Source organism: Brevibacterium mcbrellneri ATCC 49030 (assembly GCF_000178455.1).
Taxonomy (GTDB): domain Bacteria; phylum Actinomycetota; class Actinomycetes; order Actinomycetales; family Brevibacteriaceae; genus Brevibacterium; species Brevibacterium mcbrellneri.
This window is the reverse complement of sequence record NZ_ADNU01000023.1, coordinates 108,764-123,981: the sequence shown is the minus strand read 5'-3', so window position 1 is coordinate 123,981 and position 15,218 is coordinate 108,764. Positions and strand designations below refer to the sequence as shown.

Here is a 15,218-nt window from a genome sequence, read left to right as displayed (position 1 = left end):
CGAAAGGTCACACGTACCCTGTGAAAGAAGGACACTCATGAGTGAAACGCCATTGGGACCTGCTGATTACAGTCTCACTCCACGTTTTGCCGGACCGCCCACGTTTGGGCTTCTTCCCCGTATTGATGAGGTTGAAAAAGAGCGGCCTGGCGCACCGATCGATGTCAAAGTCGTTGGCATTCCGTTTGACGCTGGAGTTTCGTATCGTTCAGGTACGCGTTTTGGTCCACAACACATCCGCCAAGCTTCTAAACTGCTTCGCCCGTACAACCAAGCTACAGACATTCACCCGTTCTCAATCTTGCAGATTGCGGACTGTGGTGACGTAGGGGTCAATCCTTTTGACATTGACAAGGCAGTCTCTGAGGTGGAGACTCTTGCAAATGAACTGCGCTCAGACGGGTCCAAGCTTCTCACTTTAGGCGGGGACCACACTCTCGCTCTTCCGAACATCAGGTCCGTGGCAAAAGATCACGGTCCTATTGCAGTTCTCCACTTTGATGCGCACCTAGATACTTGGGACACCTACATGGGCGCCCCGTACACTCACGGCACCCCATTCCGCAGGGCGTCAGAAGAAGGTCTTTTAGATCTTCAACGGTGCATGCACGTAGGTATTCGTGGCCCGTTGTATGGCAAGAAGGATTTAGAAGACGACAAGGTTCTTGGATTCCAGGTTCTGCGTTGCGATGACTACCAGTTCCGCCCACTGCCTGAAATCGTCGATGCGATTCGTGCGCGTTTGGGTGACGCTCCCGTATATCTTTCGGTCGATATCGACGTTTTAGATCCTTCCGCTGCCCCTGGAACTGGCACCCCGGAAGCCGGTGGAATGACAAGTCGCGAACTGCTCAACTCAATTCGTGGGCTTCAAGGACTCAATGTTGTGGGTGCAGAGATTGTGGAGGTCTCCCCCGCATATGACCACGCTGAGCTCACCGGTTTGGCGGCTGCCCAGGTCGGTTACGAAATTCTTTCTCTGTGGGCTGCGCAGAAAGCCGGTCACACGTCCCCCACAGGTCCTATCGCTGAACGGTTCGCACAGAACTAGGTCAATGAACAGGTACTACGCAAGCGGGGCGCACCAACTCTGAGTGCGCCCCGCTTGCGTTTAGTACTGCTGTTGCCCTGATCCGTATCCAGGTCCAGAACCATAGCCAGGTCCGGATCCGTAACCGGGGCCACCGGTTCCCTGGCCCCCATATCCTGGTCCGGCCGAACCAGGTCCAACTTGGCCTGGTCCCGGCATAACAGGGCCTGGCCCGTACCCTGGTCCCGCGGTCCCAGGACCCATGTTCCCTGGTCCGCCTGGTGCTCCAGCCATTGCTGGAGCATTTTGTTGCTGATGGTGCTGAACGACGGGTGGCTGTTCTTGACGTTTCTGTGGACCTTTCATCATGATCGCGAAGATCAAGCAGCCCAACCAGATAATGACTGTCGCAATAAACAGGATCCAAAATCCTGCTTCTAAATTGGAGGCGTCTGTCTCTTTGAACGAAAAGAACGTTTGATTAAACGCAAGCGAACACACGCTCAAGGTGAAAAGGTTTGCCCATCGTGGTGCTGCACATAGCGCGCAAATCAGTGCGAATGCAAGGAGCAGAGAACCAATCCCGATAAGAAAGCGCTGATCCCCTGCAGGCAACACTCCCCCAGCGCTCCATGGAAGCCAGTGCGTAAGAACAATGGGGATGATAAAAACAATTGGCCCAATAGCTGCAAGGAGTTTTCCAAGCGTGTTAAATGCCAGATCGCTTCGCCCTTCGAATGCTTGACGCGGAGGTTGAACCTGAAGTTCTTCGCCCAAGCGTCCAAATGACACAACGAGTGCCCAGACCCCCATTACCAGAGTTCCCAGACCACCGCCAAAGACCGCCACTAAGAGACCGATCCACCATGAAAAACCAATGATCCGCGCAAGCTGGATACCCACAACAGGGCTTACAACAAGGTGAGCCATCAACAACGCGAACACTAACGGAGTACCTAAAATCATGTTCTTACCTTGCTTCCATAGCCCACTGGAGTGGGTCGAGTACTCTAAACGGCGCAATTCCCAAACTTGAAACTTGTTCCCCTACCGGGGCATATCCCAGCGCGGAAATCGCAAAGAACCTGTGTGGGATCTGCTGACCTGTGTGCGGGTTTTCAATCTTATTGACGATTTCGTCTGCCCCCATTCGCAACAGCAAGCTCTTCACTTCTTGGTGAAGCAACATTTGATCGGCTTCTGGGTCATCTGAGTCCAGACGTTCGCGCATCATCGCGGACCCGCGGTTAGCCATGACACGGCTCCAGTCCTGGTCGTCGATGTCAGCCAGCGTCTGCATGACGTCAAACTTGGACAGTGCAACCCCTACACGTGGCACGGGCTCCGTTGTCCCGATTCGACGTTGCAAATTGTCAAGCACTTGAACTGGGCTACCCGAGGAACGTGCTTGCGTTGGAACGAGGTCGTTCAGTCGCCGTGCAATCGCGTCAACTGACAGTGGATCAAACATAAACAAGATGACATCAGCGCGCTTCATGAAGTCCAAGTGGCCGTCATTTTCTGGCGGGTTCTCTAGCTCTTCGCCAGCCACATCGCGTAACACCAACAGTTGTCGACCGTTCTGGTGGTTGCCACCCACGCTAAAGATCAGTGGGTCGAGTTGATATGCCTGTCCCGTGTCAGCGCGCACGGTGGCTCCCATCAATCCCATCTGCTCAAAGAGAGGACGCTCATAATACGTCTGATAGTTCTCATCCGTAATGTCTGTGTACATCTGCAAACTGGTTCCCTTGCTAAGAAGCTCTCGTTTCAGCTCCTTGACAGCAGTCGCAATGTACAGGCTTTTTCCCGATGCACGTGCCCCGCACATTGCAACGACCGTGACGTTAGCAAAACGCCAACCAGGCGCTAATGGATTGTGACAAATCGGGCAGAGCTCATCGCCCAGGCGTACAGATTGAGGCAGCCCTCCGCCTGCAACGATTTCATTCAGCGCGGCTTCCGCGTTGGGTTGAACATACATGTTGTCCATGACGTCCGCATCGAGGTCCAATGTGGCTTCAATCCGGACTTCACGGCCTAAGTAAAATGACGCGTTATTGTCGACAACTGGCGCGCTACCCGTGTTTTCTAGCGCCCACGTGTACGTATCGTAGGGAACGTCATACAGACAAACTGCACACTTCGCCACATTAACTCCTCTGGGAAAGTGCTTGGACAAACTGAGACAGTGCAGCCGATCGGCTAGCTTCAGGCATGTTCGCTAAAGCGTGCGTGTCAACGTGAGTAGCTGGGACAGGGATCTCGACTCCGCGTGTCTCAACATCCCACGCTTCACGGGACATCAGGACTACCAGCTTCACCTCAACCCCGCAGGTTCCTAAGCGTGCAAAGTCGATCGGAAGCGAATCACTGACATAGATCACCAGCGCATCTTGGGGCAAAGTCGCGATGAGTGCTTCGCTGGTAATCACAGAAGACGAACGCAACGGTGCACTCTCTAGCTCTTTCACCATTCGCTGAGGAAGTTCCGCCAGTTCTCCGCTAGCCACTGGAACGTACCTGTCAGATACCAAGGCTCCCGAAATGTTGTTTTCTGAAGTCACCTGAGAGGCATATCCAATGATGTGTTCAAGGGTCTCTTGCACATTCTTCGCATCCAGGGTGTGTGCTGATGCCGAAGCATCTAACGCAATCACCACGGGACGCGAAGTCCCATCCACATTGCCAAGTTGACGGCGCGCTTCGACTCGAACGGCCTCGGCCGAAGACGACAAATCCTGCGCGACCGTGGACACCGCGGGCAGTTCCACTCGCAACGATCCACCGTCAGCGTTGAACTGCAAGATGTTCACGCTCCGCAAACCTGACGGGTCAATCCCTTCAGAGAGCCGTACTTCGTCTTCGTCGGTGTAGTCGGTTGCATCGACCTTGACGTTCGCGAAGATCGACGAACCGCGCGGAAACTCTTGCGCCCCAGACTGAACAGACACAGTGAAACTGTCTGGAGGTTCCGGAATGATCACGAAACCTGGCGCTGGTGCAACGAAGTCGATCGCCGCACCTGAGTCGTCGACCACGTTGATCGTGTCGGACTGACTGGGCAGTGTGACCGACAGGGTCAAGCGGGACCGGTTCACGCTTACGGACGCGCCCCGGTTCAGCATAAATACAGTCATTGCTGGGCCTCCTGCCGTTGTAATGACTTCAGGGTGTTCTTCACGTCAATTCCCATACCAATCTTGCGGAGTGTTCCGCCTCTGGCCGTAATGAAGTCCTTTGCGCAGTCCACCACGTCTTCTGCACAAATGTCATCTGCGAACTGTTCGCATACCGCATTGATGATGCGTCGGTTGCCTTGCATCATATCCACGACGCGTAGGGTCGCTGACGGCATGGCCTCTTGCACCTTTCTGTCAGTGACAGCTAAGACCACTAGCTTTTCCGGTTGAATGTCCGGGTGCGCAAGATACAGCAGACGCCGCACACGGTCGGGGTCCACGCTCGCGGGGTCGATGTCGTCCACGTTCACCGACTGCACCGGCGCATTCTTCTCAAGCCTGTACGAACCAGGGAACAGTGTCGAAGCCAACTGATAGGTGTACAGATATGAACTCATCGCCTGCTGGTGGTGTCGCTTCCAATCACCCAGGTCGTACGTCACTGCCATCAGCGTGGCGGAGTCGATGTCTCGTGGCTGATCATATGCATCGAGCAACATGCATGGATACCATACGCGTCGGCTCGCTGACCCGCCTGCAACGAGGTATTCACACAGGTTTTTCAATTCTGGTGACCATGCATGCGCGTTGATCAGCGTCAGAATCAGATCTGTGTCAAACAGTTGGGGTGCGGAATGGAAACATTCGACCGCCACTTCGATGGGCAACGTGACAATGTGTTTAAGCACTCGCGTGGGTTGCTTGTCCGGTGACAGAGTCTGCAAGTACCGGGTCAGTGGCACGGCCAGTTGCGGTTGGTTGTTGAGAATCAGCGCAGTCAGTTGCGCGGTCAGCGGGGTGAACGCGTTGGTGTCCACGCGTTCCTTTACTGGCAGCGGTAGGCCGTTGCTCACGAGTGCGCGAGCCAGTGGCGCGGATACCGCCAGTGTTTCCGCAACTGGTCGTGCCTGCTGGGTGTCGCTGTTCGCGGTTGTGTGCGCCGGCTGGCTTCCGCTTCGTTCACCTGGCGGCGCCCACGGGCTGTCGGATTTAGGCGCCCACGGGCTTGCAGGCTCCGGTGACTTCGCAGGTGGAACGGGTGGTGGAGCGGAAGGGCGCGCGGGTGCGGCTGGGGGTGGTGCCGTGGGCCGAGGTGGCGGCGCGGCTGGCCGGGGAGGAACCGCCGAGGTGGTTTCCGGGCTTTCTGGAATGTGTGCGTTTTCGGCTTCGAGAAGAGCGTGCGTAAACACGTCGATGGCACGCGCGTCGAGTTCTATCGGGTTGCCATACTCTGGGGCTATCTGCGGCAGTTGAGCGATGAGGTCGAAGAGTCGCGCAGTGAGTTGCGGGTTCGAACCAACGTCTGCGGTACCGGCTACACACAGCATTTCAGCAACCGCAAAAGAGGACTCGGTCACATGTTCCCGCTCTTGGTCGACACGTTTGACAGCACGTTCGACGACCTCGGCGTCCTTCGCCAACTCAGTGGCACTCACAACCTGCGATGGGTGCGGAACTTGCGCCCGCCCTTCCAAGGTGGCGATGAGGGCGGCCCGTTGTGCGACGAAACGTTCAGCACTGTGGGCGTCATGCGGGTACTCGCTCACAACCGACCACGGATCTGAACTCCCGTTGACACGCTCAACTACGCCTTGGCTGACACGGGAAAACAGTTTGTCGATTGTGCGTGCCGAGGCGGGGAAACTCTGAGTTGCAACGTCGAGCGCCAGATCCGCTGTGCCCTGGTCCAACGACCCTGGTTCCATGGCCAAAAGCGCTGCTAGGGCCCATACCGGTTGCACGTTTTCGTGCACTTCAACACGAGCCCACTGATCCATACGAGTCAGGGCTTCAAGCCTGGATACGAGTTCATGCGGCTGAGCAAGGCACGCGCGGATGAGTGTTGAGAACGCCGTAACCGGGATCGCGCGACTTTGACCGAGCACGTGTTGGTCACCTTCGATGCGCAGAATGTCGCCATCGCAGATCACGTACGTATGGTCCATGCGTTGGACGTCTTCACGGTCACATTCGGGCACTGCCACGATCTGCATGTCGCTACGTATATCGCGTGCACGTTCGTACACCGACCAGTTCACGGTTCGCGCAAGAGAGGGGCTCATGAGGTACTGAACCGCCATGATGACGATCGCGCTCCAGTCTTGCCTGTCGCTGACGAGCACCACAGTCCCTTTGTGTTGCGTGTTCATGAGGGCGTCGGCGGCGGCGAGAATCGGTTCAGTGTACCCCTGTGTCTGGAGGACCTGCGTGATCATTCGCAGGTTTCCCGCCTGCATGTTTTGAGGCGTTTCTGCGATCTGAGTGTGCAGAATGTCGTCGACGTTCGCGGGCCGGGCAAAGCTGGGCGAGCGCCACAGATCGATGGGTCGCATGGTGTCTGGGTTGCGGTCCATCAAGATGTGGCTGTACACGTTGCCGGGGCGTCCAGTTGAGTCGACTCCCGCGTTAACGGCGTAGGCGTAAATACCTGGTCGCTCGTTGTCCGGTGCATGGTAGGCGAACCGGACCGGTAGGGCTGAGACTTGTTCCGGGGTTGCGAACTTGGGAAGTGTGCCGTGGTACGAAAACTGCGACATGACGTATCGTCGCAGGGTTCGGCGTTCTTCGTCTGTGGGGTCGCCCACGATGTCTTTTTCTTGCCACCCACCTGGAGAGCCGTCAGCCCGGTCAAACGAGGCGTAGGTCAACTGCGCCCAACGGGTTGCGGGTGGCTGTTTCGCGACCGTTGGGGCGGGTGTTGGTGGTACCGCGCCCGAGGTGGCAACAGGTTTCTCGGTCTGTGGCATCGTGATGCGCGCAGCAGGTGCCGGGCTCGTTTTTTCGGGGACTGCTCTTCCCTGTCGGTGGCCAAATGTGGGTGGCCCGCCCACTTGTCCTTGGCTCATTACCAGTTCCCCTGCTGGTATTGCTGTTGCTGGGGTGGCATGGGTTGTTGTTGCATGCCTTGCTGTTGGTAGAAGAAGCTGAGCCATTCTGCTGGCTGAAGCCTGACAACCGCTGGGTCCAGAAGGGTATACCGTTTGAGATCTTCAGTACGCATGTCGAGGAACGCACGGACGAAACCGTTGGGTTGTGGAACAGCGAATGCGTACACTGCACTGTCTGGGTTCTCGAATGCCGCGTACAGCGCGTGGGGTCGCACGCTACGTCGTGGTTCGTCGTTCGCTGGTGAGATGCGGGTAAGCAGGACCCGGGCCCCGTCATCGGGGTGCAAGGGCAGGCGCGTGGGGTTATGGACAACGCACAGGCTCACCTGTTCACGCAGGTCACTTGCGACCGCTTTGACATACAGTTGCCCGTCCAAGCCACCGGCCTGGTTGAGGTTCATTGCGAACTCATACTGCAACTTGACCAGGGGGTTGGAATCCAAGCGAGTGGGTTTGGACAAGATGTCCCGTCCCCCACTGAAAAGTCCGGCCACCAGGTAGTAGGTGGATCCACCTCGGTCGTCTTCTCCCGGTAGCGATACCCCGCCTTGGTCGCGGTACTTCGATTCGTCGATCTGCACAACGGGTGATCCGCTGAGAGCAGATTGTGCATCACCGTCTATGTGCGTGCGGTAGACGCGCACTGTGTCAGCTCCGGTTGGCCACGCGAAGCTGATGATCTTGCGCCCAATGCGTTCGGTGAACTTCGCTTCCGTGACAGGCCGGACTCGTTGACCGTGGATGGTCTTTCCCACGCGCACTTTGTCGCCGTCAAATACGACGGGGGTGAAGTATGCGCGAGTCCACTGTTCTGGCCATGGGACGCTGAACATGGACGATGTGCCGTCTCCACCTTTGTGCACAGGCATTGCGAGCCTAGCGTCATCGGGGAGGAAACCACGGTCGTTGAGGTACGTGGCGGTGAGGTCCGTTTCCTGTTCGAGGCCGGAAACGGGAGGTTTTTCGGTTCGATAGATTTCGACGCGACCGTGGACCGGAGTGCTCCATTTGAGGTCGAATTCTGGGCTGCGACGTCCCTCGGTTTCGTCGGGTTCGTGCAGGACGAATTCCAGATCAGTCACCGGTTGCAGCCGAATAGGGATCGACATAGTGAACTCGGTGGGGTCTGATGCAAACCCATCGTGTGACACTGAGACGAACTGGTAGATGTACGTTTCGCCCGGGGTTCCCTGCCCGTCGGTGAATCCTTGCGTGTTCGGTTTGGTTCCGGCAACCCGGTATTCAGGGCCGGCGACACCTGTGGTTTTGACTTTGGCGGGAACCCGGTAGACGTGAACGCTTGAAATGCCTTCGAGCGAGTCCCACTTCCCCACAACGTACTGTTCGTCTAAGCGAATGTTGGGGTTTTGTATTCCGTGTGTGATCCGGCGGGCGGCGTGAAGTATCGGTTGTACCGTCTGGGCTTCCTCAACGGTTTCAGCTTCGTAGCGCCACACTTGGTAGTACCTAACAGCGTGCCGAGGCCGGTCGGTATCAATTGCCGTGGTGCCTTGAGTGACAACGACTTCTTCGGCCATGTCTGGCGAGTGCGGTTCGCCGGCGTTTTGCGCCACCACGCGGTACACGCACGGGGTTTCGCTGGGCTTCCATGCCAGGTGAACACCGTCTTCTTGGGGTTTCGCCTTCATGGTGAGTGGCGTTGGTTGTTGCCCAAAGTTAAACGGCGCAAACCGGATCCCCTGTAGCTGTTGGGGTTCCTCTTGGGTGTCGCCTGCCTGCTCGACGTCCTGGTTCTGAGCGCCGTGAGGCTGAACATACGGGGCAGGTGGTTCCCAGGCTGGCTCCTGGGTTTCGTTCCCCGCCCGAGGTGGTGGCACGTCGATACGTGGCTCTGGGATTTCGAACGGATCGTTAAAGTCGAAGGAGGACATTAGATGGCGTCACCTCCGAATGGGTTATTCCACGTTGTGGGTTGTTCGTCCTGTGCAGGCTGTACGTTTTGTGCCGGGTCAGAGACCGACCATTCCGAGTTACCCCAGTTGACATCACCGCTGTAGCTTTGTGCGAACTTCAGGTCATCAGGTGTGAGGTCACCTGTGATCTGTGTGTGAACGAGCACTTCACCAAAACCGGCTGGCTGTTTGCGCACGCTGTTCGCAATGACTGCGTTCTTGTCGAATCCCACGGCGTTTGCTGTGAGGAGTTCGTCGTCCAGGGTTTCTCTGATTTCTTGGTTGTCTTCTAGGCCAACGGTTCCACGGAAGTCTTCCAGGCTTTGGCTGGCGTGTTCTCCGCTGATGTGGATTTGGCTGAGAAGAGAGCTGCGGGCAGCTTCCATTCCTGGGTGGTCGATGCGTTTGCGCATCTGTTCCCAGTAATCGGCTTCCAGAACAGGGTCTACCCCGTTGTTTCTCAGTGACTGGGCCAGAACAGTGAGAACCGAGTCGTCAGCGGTGGACTGTTCTGCGAACAGGGAGTGCATGTCCGAGCTCAGTGGGAAGTTGTTGATTCCAGCGCGCTGGAGACTCACGTTGGCAAAGTTGTAGAACTGCTCAGATGCCCACCCCGTGTAAAACACTTCGGTGCGTAGCATTCTGGCGGTCTCTTCAACCTGCGCATAATCAACTACGTATTCTGCACTACCCATGCTGATAGGGAGATCATCGAAGCGGCGCTGTTCGCCACGCGCCAGCTGTGTGCGGGAGCCGAACGGCCGGTGGACAAAAGCCCCCACAATGTCTGCCCATCGCAAATACTGGGAGTAGGCTTCACCGAGGCGAGTAAATTCGGAGATTGTCGCTTTGAGGTTGCGAACATCGATCTCCTGATCTTCCCGGTCCTTTTTCCTGCGGTGAATCACTTGGAAAATATCGGTTTGAGACCGCATGAACAGGCCAAAAGCACCTGCCAGACTTCCTACGACACTGAGCCCCAAAACGGTCCACGCGAGCCACCACGGCGCCCAGTCCATTCCGGCAAGGAAGAACACAAGAACGGTCAAAGCAGCTGAGTAGCCAAACAGCTGCCTGAGCTTCACACTCAGAATGCGGTGTGCTTCAGCCAGCAGGTGCTCCGAGTCGTCTTGCTCTTCTGTATTGCGCCCCAGGTTCTTCATCCGTTCGGCGATTTCTTGGCGACGAGCTTCGAAGTTAGTCGAAATAGTTTCGCCAATCCGGCTGACAAACGACTTCCGGCTTCGGTCGTACCAGTCCGTCATCTCGTTAAGCTGCGCGTCGGCGTCAGGGGTCTGCATGTTGGGGTCTTGTGCAACCGTCTTGATCTGCCGACCCACTTCCTGGGCGTGAACCAGATCGGCCGGTTGAACACTCATCGCACCTAGGCGCCCGGCAACCGACCCTTTGAGGGTGAACATGTCCTCCGGGTCAGGAGCGACAACAGCTGGGTCTCGCACAATCGCCGGCTGCGGGGAAAGAGTCGGCATGTCACGGCCAGCCGTCCCATAGTCCAGGAGCGTGAGGGAACTCAGCACCATGGAGCGCCATACACCCGACATGTCGATGTTGTGACGGTCTACCCCCAGCGCACCTTCAATCCGCTGGGCCGCGTTCATCGACTCTTGCCAACCCACTGGGCGACCGCTTGCGTCGATACCACCCACAACCACGTTGTACTCAGAAGCTCGGTCGCCAAAAACCAGGCCGTGAACAGTCTGTGCAACCGCGGCTTTTGTGGAGTCAACGAGCCCAGCTGCTAATGCGCCAGGCGTGCCCTTGATCGCATTCCCCAAGAACGTGCCAAACATCTTGAGAGCTTCACCGGCTGAGATCGGTTGAGGTTCAGGCGAAACATACTGTTCCCGGTTAGGGGTTACCAGGTAGCCGTGCTTTGCCCAGAAATGCTGAAGTGCCTGATCAACGACTACTCCATCGTCATCAAAGTAGCGTGCTGGAGTACCGCTGAAGTTAGGTAGCGGATATCCGGTGGCCGTTTCAAATGCCTTGTCACGCAACGCGTCCTCAACTGCGGTGCCGTCAAGCCTGCGGAAAAACGAGCGGACTAAACGACCTCGGTACCCTTGGTACGACGGTGGTAGATCGTCCAGAGTCCCCTGCGGAACCGAATCCCACATACCCGCCAACGGGGCAACTTGGGATGCCAAGAAAGCACACACCTCGGCGATATTCGACGAATTCACCGGACGGGACCCAACCCGGGGGCCCTTCGAATCCGACGGACTCAAAACGACATCAACCCAGCCATTAGAATCCGGCAACTCCACCTTGTTTGACGAATCCTCAGTCGCAAACACGGCACGGATCGCGGAAACCTGCGCCGCACCAAAGTCCTGGGTGACCACATCACGGACGAACGAACCCACTTCACCTGTCTTCGACAGACGTGCAGCGTCCCGTTCGGACCCCGTGACAGCGCCCAAGACCAACACCCCAATACGGGAGTACTGAACCTGGCCAGACAAATAGCGCACGTCAACTGGCTTGAGTGCCCCGTGAGACACCAGCTGCGCGTTGAGATTGCGCCCCATATCCTGAGCCTCAACGGGAATCCAAATGAAGTCGGAAACAAGTCCACTCACTTGCCAGTCACGCAACGTTTCACGCACACCAATGAGGTGCGCAGGAGCCACGACAAGACTCAGATTCGTTTCCATTTAAAAGGCTCCAAATCCTTCAGGTAGATCGTTTGCGAAACCACTGTTACCGCCGCTGCTTTCAGCGTCGGACTTGGCTTCGTCAAGAAGGGTCATCAGTTCTTCGGTCACCTGCACAATGTCAGGCACCAAGTCACAGAAGATCGGGGTCACTGATCCCTGCGCACGCGAATCAACACGGACACTTGGGGTCGACTTGTTCGCTGAGGTGTCGAGCTTGCTGGCCGCGAATGTGTGCACCGTTTCGAGGAACTGGCGGGCGTTGGTGTAACGGCCTTCAAGGTCATCAGCGTCGGCTCGCGATGGTGCACCGGACGGGGTCTTACCCGTTGACATCCAGTCGGTGAGGAAGTCACGTGCGGACACGATCTGCAGACCCGAGGCCGGTTCTTCTTCACTGCCGTCATAAATGGAGCGCAGAGTCTGGTACGGAATGAGCGAACCTAGGACTGGGCTCTGGTGAGCGTTCGCGATAGCCAACAGGAACGACTCCAGGACTGCAGGCAACCAGTCGAACGTCTCCCCCACGAACTCAGACGGTGGTGTGAGAAGCGGGTTGGGGAAGTCGATCCACTGCTGGGTTTCTGCGCGGTACACACGTACCGGGCGGCTCAAGTTACGACGGTCAGGGATCTGCAACTGACCGGTCAGCTGAGCCACGTACCAACCGGCGATCATGGCGCGGCGCTCCAGGTCGCTCATGGGCAGCGACGCTGGGAGTGGGCGTGCGCGGCGGAACGTCCAGAAATCACGGCGCTGACCAGCCGAGGTCAAGCGTGACCACCGGTCAGAAACCGGTTGCAGAACCCCGTCGAATGCGATGGGGCTCAAGTTTCCAAACGATCCGAAGATGTCGACGTGGGTGATACCTGCGGCAGTCTGTCCTTGCGAAACGACCTTCTCAAAGATGTCGATCGTTTGCGTGTCAACCGACTGCTGGGACGTGAGAACTTCGGTCAGAGCGTCGACAAGGTCCGGGGCCGCACCAAAGGGTACGGACGAGAACTTGTACTGGTAGCGCACTGCTGAGGAGTGGACACTCGAAACCACATCCGGGTGGACACTTGCCAGTGGAAGTGCTCGCGTCAGCGTCTTGCGGAACTTGTCAGCAACGTCTTTCTTACGCTGGTCGATTTCGTGTGGAGCGGCACCGTCGTGACCCAGAATGTAGTCCTCGAGCGACAAAGCGCAGTAGTGCTCAAACGCTTCGTTGCGACGGTTGACAAATTCCAGGGCACGGTAACGCAATTCGTTCGCCTTAACGTGCAAGGTATAGCGTCCCGAGGTGGGTGTAATGGTGCGCTGTTCCTGGCTACGTGGGTCAAATTTGTAGAAGGTGGGGCGCCAGTCTGAGTTGACTTCCAAGAGTCCACCAGGTGCGCGGGAACCTTCTGCTGCTGGCCACTGTCCAGAGATGACGTGAGCTGCTCCCTTTTGGCGGGCAGCATCCCATCCGTTGTCACCTTCGATCGTGGCAGGAAGGTGACTGTTGTACAGGTTCTGGAAGTCTTCGGCTGCAGTGATGAGCACTTCGTTATGAGCGGTCGAGAACCGTTCAGGCACGCGCTGATCCTGATCCGACGGCCACGCGGAATAGACATCGGTTTCCACATTTGCCAAACCAACCGTGCGGCTCGTCTCATTGACGACCAGATCAAGCGCCTGGATCGACTCATCAATGGTCTTCAGAAGTGGCTGGATGAAATCACGCGGTGCTTCGCTCAAGACGTCGGCAAAGATCTTGCTCGCTTCAATAAAGCACCCGTTGAGCAGACCCACGTGAAGGTCGTTGATGACCTGGCGTTCAAACTGGTCACCCTGAACAATGTTTCCGCGGACTGCCGAAACCGAGGTGGAAACCTGCTGGCTTGGGCGCATGATGTCAGGAGCTTGGTTGGCACCCAGGTTGGAACATGCGGCGGTGAGTTCGTGCTGGAGGAAGGACTTCATCCTCTCCATGAGCCCGCGGGCATACGGCAGACCGTAGTCAGAAATAGCGTCTTCCAGCGAACCCAGGAAAGCACCCTGAAAGTTGAGCATCCAGTCGAACGTGGTGCGCACCACCGTTTGCGAGGCAAACTGGCGGAAGTGCGGGTTAGCGCTGCGCAGGTACGTCTCCAAACTGGCCAACCAGTTTGGCCCAGACTGTCCCTGTGCACGTGGCATTTGTGAACCGGCCTGGTGTTCAACGAACTGGCGCAGAGCAGAGTCAAGTTGTTGCCCACCGGCTGCTCCACGGATCCACGTTGCCAACTGGTTGATGTCGCGAACCTGCACTTCATTCGGCAGGCCCACGCGACTCAAGAATGTGTCCCACTGGGAGTCGATGAGACGGTTGAGCTGTTGCTGAGCACCCGCACTTGAACCTTCTTGCAAGTGTCCTTCACGCAGACGGTCCACGGACGTACGTGCTAGCCGCTGGGATGCGTAGTGACGGTAACGGTCACGGCCCAGGTTCAGCGAGCCGAACCCGAACGTACCCCATGACAGGCGTTCGCCCGCTTCAACACCCCAACCCAAGTACCTACGGTTAGGCGACAGACCGTCCTTGTTGGTCAGGTCGTACTGCCTAAACGAAGACGAAGCCGAACCGGACACCATGAGGGCTGCGAGACCTCGGGCCAAACCACGGTACACACCCTGCTGCGTTCCATCACCAAAAGTGGTGCGGTCCAACCCCTGGTACTTACCAACCGGGAACACACGCGCAAACGACGGTCCACCAGAACGGTCAATGTGCTGACCCAAGGCTTCCAGAATGCGCACGTCGTGCTCTTCGGACGACACCGACTGAGCTGAGACGATCTCACCCAACATTCCCAGAGCGTTAGGGCGCACACCTTCAAGGCGGTCTGGGAAAATATCCGAGGTGTACATGTACACACACGTGTCGTTGACCGAAACACCCTGCACCTGACCCAACAGACGGCACACGTCCAGCGCCATCGACGCACCGGCGCCACCGGCCATCGACGACACGACCAAAACCATGGGCGAACCTTCAGGATCAAAGCCGCCGGAACCAGGGATGGCGCGGGCCGCCTCGGCCATTTCCGCATTCGCTTCCGTGGTCTTCATCTTGTTGACCGCACGCTGCAGACCCTGGAACACATCGGGGGCACGGTTGAGCGTAATCACACGACCCACACCACGCATCTGACCAGCACCGTTCTTCAACGGCGTGGTCACTGAGGCGGGCTTGCGAGGTGCCCACGTCACAAATTGGTCCAAGTCTCCCGACTGCTGGAGCTTTTGGCTCACAGCCGAATCAAGGACGGAGTAGGAACCCGAGGAAGGCGCAGTTCCAATGTACGTACCGCCCTGGTCGCGCACGTTACCCACGCCTTTGACGTCAGTGTCAGGGACAGTCGGAACGTCGACGTGCACGAACTGCCAGCCATCTGGAAGCTTCGAAATGCCGTGTGGCATGAGCTCAGACCGCAACTGGTCCATCATCCGTGCCAGTGTTTCACCACCGGATCCACCACAACCGACGACGAGGAACTTGTACATGATCTATACCTTTC

8 protein-coding genes are annotated in these 15,218 nt (G+C 57.2%); 1 reads left to right on the top strand and 7 read right to left on the bottom strand.

Annotated features, from left to right (window positions below):
- Window positions 1–37: 37 nt before the first annotated feature.
- Window positions 38–1,051, top strand: coding sequence for an agmatinase (gene speB / locus HMPREF0183_RS04560; protein ID WP_005883252.1), 1,014 nt, complete (start codon window positions 38–40; stop codon window positions 1,049–1,051).
- A gap of 60 nt (window positions 1,052–1,111) precedes the next feature.
- Here the strand turns inward: speB and HMPREF0183_RS13035 are convergent, their stop codons facing one another.
- The 7 genes from HMPREF0183_RS13035 to HMPREF0183_RS04525 are packed head-to-tail and all read right to left on the bottom strand — an operon-like array spanning window position 1,112 to window position 15,204.
- Complete coding sequence (locus HMPREF0183_RS13035; RefSeq protein WP_005883250.1) at window positions 1,112–1,996, bottom strand: hypothetical protein; 885 nt, start codon at window positions 1,994–1,996, stop codon at window positions 1,112–1,114.
- 4 nt (window positions 1,997–2,000) lie between these two features.
- Window positions 2,001–3,182, bottom strand: coding sequence for a TRAFAC clade GTPase domain-containing protein (locus HMPREF0183_RS04550; protein ID WP_005883248.1), 1,182 nt, complete (start codon window positions 3,180–3,182; stop codon window positions 2,001–2,003).
- A gap of 1 nt (window position 3,183) precedes the next feature.
- On the bottom strand, window positions 3,184–4,170 hold the full coding sequence (locus HMPREF0183_RS04545) for a hypothetical protein (RefSeq protein ID WP_005883246.1): 987 nt from the start codon (window positions 4,168–4,170) through the stop codon (window positions 3,184–3,186).
- Window positions 4,167–7,058, bottom strand: coding sequence for a GAP1-N2 domain-containing protein (locus HMPREF0183_RS04540; protein WP_156798135.1), 2,892 nt, complete (start codon window positions 7,056–7,058; stop codon window positions 4,167–4,169). Before HMPREF0183_RS04540 ends, HMPREF0183_RS04545 begins: the two co-directional genes overlap by 4 nt.
- On the bottom strand, window positions 7,058–8,992 hold the full coding sequence (locus HMPREF0183_RS04535; protein ID WP_005883242.1) for a SaeA-related protein: 1,935 nt from the start codon (window positions 8,990–8,992) through the stop codon (window positions 7,058–7,060). Before HMPREF0183_RS04535 ends, HMPREF0183_RS04540 begins: the two co-directional genes overlap by 1 nt.
- Window positions 8,992–11,691: a DNA translocase FtsK 4TM domain-containing protein gene (locus tag HMPREF0183_RS04530; protein WP_005883241.1), complete on the bottom strand. Its 2,700-nt coding sequence runs from the start codon at window positions 11,689–11,691 to the stop codon at window positions 8,992–8,994. Before HMPREF0183_RS04530 ends, HMPREF0183_RS04535 begins: the two co-directional genes overlap by 1 nt.
- Window positions 11,692–15,204 (bottom strand): tubulin-like doman-containing protein, encoded by a 3,513-nt coding sequence (locus HMPREF0183_RS04525; RefSeq protein WP_005883239.1) that lies wholly within the window; start codon window positions 15,202–15,204, stop codon window positions 11,692–11,694.
- Window positions 15,205–15,218: the final 14 nt, after the last annotated feature.

Excerpts from the sequence above, each read along its gene's own strand:
- speB (WP_005883252.1), top strand. The coding sequence starts at position 38 with ATGAGTGAAACGCCATTGGGACCTGCTGATTACAGTCTCACTCCACGT.
- HMPREF0183_RS13035 (WP_005883250.1), bottom strand. The coding sequence starts at position 1,996 with ATGATTTTAGGTACTCCGTTAGTGTTCGCGTTGTTGATGGCTCACCTT.
- HMPREF0183_RS04545 (WP_005883246.1), bottom strand. The coding sequence starts at position 4,170 with ATGACTGTATTTATGCTGAACCGGGGCGCGTCCGTAAGCGTGAACCGG.
- HMPREF0183_RS04540 (WP_156798135.1), bottom strand. The coding sequence starts at position 7,058 with ATGAGCCAAGGACAAGTGGGCGGGCCACCCACATTTGGCCACCGACAG.
- HMPREF0183_RS04535 (WP_005883242.1), bottom strand. The coding sequence starts at position 8,992 with ATGTCCTCCTTCGACTTTAACGATCCGTTCGAAATCCCAGAGCCACGT.
- HMPREF0183_RS04530 (WP_005883241.1), bottom strand. The coding sequence starts at position 11,691 with ATGGAAACGAATCTGAGTCTTGTCGTGGCTCCTGCGCACCTCATTGGT.
- HMPREF0183_RS04525 (WP_005883239.1), bottom strand. The coding sequence starts at position 15,204 with ATGTACAAGTTCCTCGTCGTCGGTTGTGGTGGATCCGGTGGTGAAACA.